This window comes from Rubrivirga sp. (assembly GCF_049648075.1).
GTDB lineage: Bacteria > Bacteroidota > Rhodothermia > Rhodothermales > Rubricoccaceae > Rubrivirga.
The window spans coordinates 1-2,574 of the sequence record NZ_JBARYR010000022.1; the positions used below are offsets into that span (position 1 = coordinate 1).

2 protein-coding genes are annotated in these 2,574 nt (G+C 70.2%); both read left to right on the top strand.

The annotated features are described in order from the left end of the window. Positions 1-137 precede the first annotated feature (137 nt). A complete protein-coding gene (locus WBA11_RS00675; protein WP_424518808.1) occupies positions 138-1,583 on the top strand; it encodes a DUF5687 family protein in 1,446 nt (481 codons plus the stop codon). 3 nt (positions 1,584-1,586) lie between these two features. Beyond that, entirely contained in the window at positions 1,587-2,300 is a 714-nt protein-coding gene (locus WBA11_RS00680) for an ABC transporter ATP-binding protein (RefSeq protein WP_424518809.1), read from the top strand. Positions 2,301-2,574: the final 274 nt, after the last annotated feature.

Sequence of the window (2,574 nt, forward strand, 5' to 3'; positions counted from 1 at the left end):
TGGGACGGCACGCTGTTTGGGCTTCGGCCCAACAGCCGAGGCCGAGGCTGCCTGTGGTGGGACGGCCTCGGCCTCGCGCGTGTCCGGTGGGTACGGTCGCGGTAAAGGGCCGCGTCCTCGAGGTCGATACCGAGTCCGTGGTCGCCTCCCTCGTCCGTCTCCAAGCCCTCGCGTTCTGGCGAGCGCCCTACCTCGGCGGTCGCGTCGCGCTGGCCGCCGTCAAGGGCGCGGGCGTGGCGTATGCCTTGGGCTCGGCCGCGATCCTCGGGTTCGTCCTGCCGGACTTGTTGAGCGTCGTCGCGCCGACGTGGTCCGCCCTCGAGGTCGTCGAGACCTGGATGCTGCCGGCGCTCGGGGCGATTGCCGTTGGCCGGCAGGTCTTCCAAGAGGTCCCGACGCGCGGAGCGACGGCATTTCTCGCGCTGCCAGTGTCTCGGGAGCGGATCGCGTGGGGCGTGCTCGTCCGGTCGATCCCGTCGCCATTTACCGTCGTCCCACTCGCGTTCGCCATCCCGTTCGCTGCGCGGACCGTCCGTTTCGAGGCCGGCGCGGGTGCGGCCTGGCTGTTCCTGGCGGCGATCCTCGTCGTCGTCGTGACGTCGCACGCCTTGTTGGTGATCTGGAAGACGAGGCTGGGCGCGCAACCCGTCCGAACCGTATTGCTCGCGGCGGCTGCCGTCGCGGTCGTCGTCGCCCTCGAGGTCGGGACCGATGGTGCTCTCGGCGCTTTACGAGCCGGCGGCCTCGAGGTCGTGGCGGTGCTCGGCGTGCTCGCCGGTGTGTCGCTGGGCGTCGCATACCGAGCCTTGGTCGCGGCCCTCTACCTCGATGGCGCAGGGATGCGCAAGGCCTCGAGGCTGGGCGGCGACATCGGGTTCGAGCGGGCCGGCGTTCGGGCGTTCCTCGACCTCGACTGGCAACTCGTCACGCGCGCGACGTTCCCTCGAGGCACGGTCGCGAACGCCGCCGCCGCGAGCGTCGCTTTGACCATCGGCGCGTTGCTGTTCGCCGAGCGGCTGTTCGGGACCGGCACGCCGACCGACATGGTCCTGGTGTTCTCGACCGGCACGGTCGCGGGCTCGGTCGGGCAGTACGCCGTCCCATTCGCGAGCGGCTTCTACGACCGGCTCCTGACGCTGCCCGGCGCGGTCCCCGCGTTTGCGCGAGCCAAAACGCTCGGCATCGTCGCCGGGACCGTCGCGCTCGGCGCCGTGCAGGCCATCGTGGTCCTCGTCCTCGAGGCCGAGTCGGTCTGGCTGATCGGCGTCTCGGTCCTGTACAGCCTGGGCGTGCTGGCGCCGGCCGCGCTGTGGGGCTCGACGCTCGGGCCGAAGCCGCTCGACGTGTCGGACAAGATGATGTGGACCAACACCCAATCGTTCGGCGCACAGGCGGTCGTGGCGTCGACGGCGGTTGTGGCAGGCAGCCTGATCGCGTTGGCGGGGACGGAGCACGGAGCCTCGGCGGCGGGCGCTCTCGGACTCGTCGGCATTCTGTTGTCTCCGGTCTGGCTCCGCGCCTTCGCCGCCCGCATCCAGCGCCGCCGGCACGCGGTCGCGCTCCGCTTTCGATCCGCCCTCTAGCTCATGCCCGGCGTCTCCCTTTCTGTCACGAACCTGGTCAAGCGCTACGGCGACGAGACCGCCCTCGACGTACCCGCCCTCGAGGTCGCACCCGGCGAGCGGATCGCCTTGGTGGGCAACAACGGCGCGGGCAAGACGACGCTGCTGCGCTCCGTCCTCGACCTGATCGAGCCGACGGCCGGGACGGTCACGATCGACGGCCTCGAGGTCGGCGGCTCCGGTCTGGGGTGGAAACACCGGGTCGGCTCGTACCTCGACGCCGGCTTCCTGGTCGACTTTCTGCGTCCAGAGGAGTACTTCCGACTGGTCGGCGGTGCCTACGGGATGTCCGCCCTCGAGGTCGATGCCCAGGTGGAGCGATACCGGTCGTTCTTAGGCGCCGCCCTCGAGGGCCGGCGGCTGATCCGGGACTTGTCGCTTGGCAACGCAGGCAAGGTGGGGATCCTCGGTGCGCTGTTGCCGAGTCCGGGGCTCGTCTTGCTCGACGAGCCGTTCGCCAATCTCGACCCCGGCGCCCGGATCGCGCTCGAGCGCTTGCTCCTCGAGGTCGACGCGACGGTGCTGGTCTCGAGCCACGACCTCGATCACGTCGTCGGCGTGTGCTCGCGCGTGTTGGTGCTGTCGGAGGGGCGCGTCGTGCGAGACACGCCCTCGAGGCCGGACACGGTCGCGGAACTGCGGGACTTCTTCGCGGCGGGCGGCCTGGTCGCGGCGTAGCGGTTGCGCAGTAGGGATTCTGTGGCCCCGTGGTCATCACCGGTCGCACGAGAGCGGCGGCGAGAGCCCGAACGTGGTGTGGCCCGCCAGCGCTTCTAGCGTCGCGAGGACCCTCACGATCTGGCGCGACGACCAAACGCTCGCAGGACCCCACGCTTCTCTGCCTCAGTTGAACATGGCGTCGTACGCCCGCTCGTCCGCGATCTCTATCCGCACGGGCTCCGACAAGCCGAGGTGAGCGACGACGCCTTCCCACGTGCTGAAAACGGATACA

What these genes read in the sequence shown, in the direction of transcription:
- WBA11_RS00680 (WP_424518809.1), top strand. Translation starts at nt 1,587, where the DNA reads ATGCCCGGCGTCTCCCTTTCTGTCACGAACCTGGTCAAGCGCTACGGC.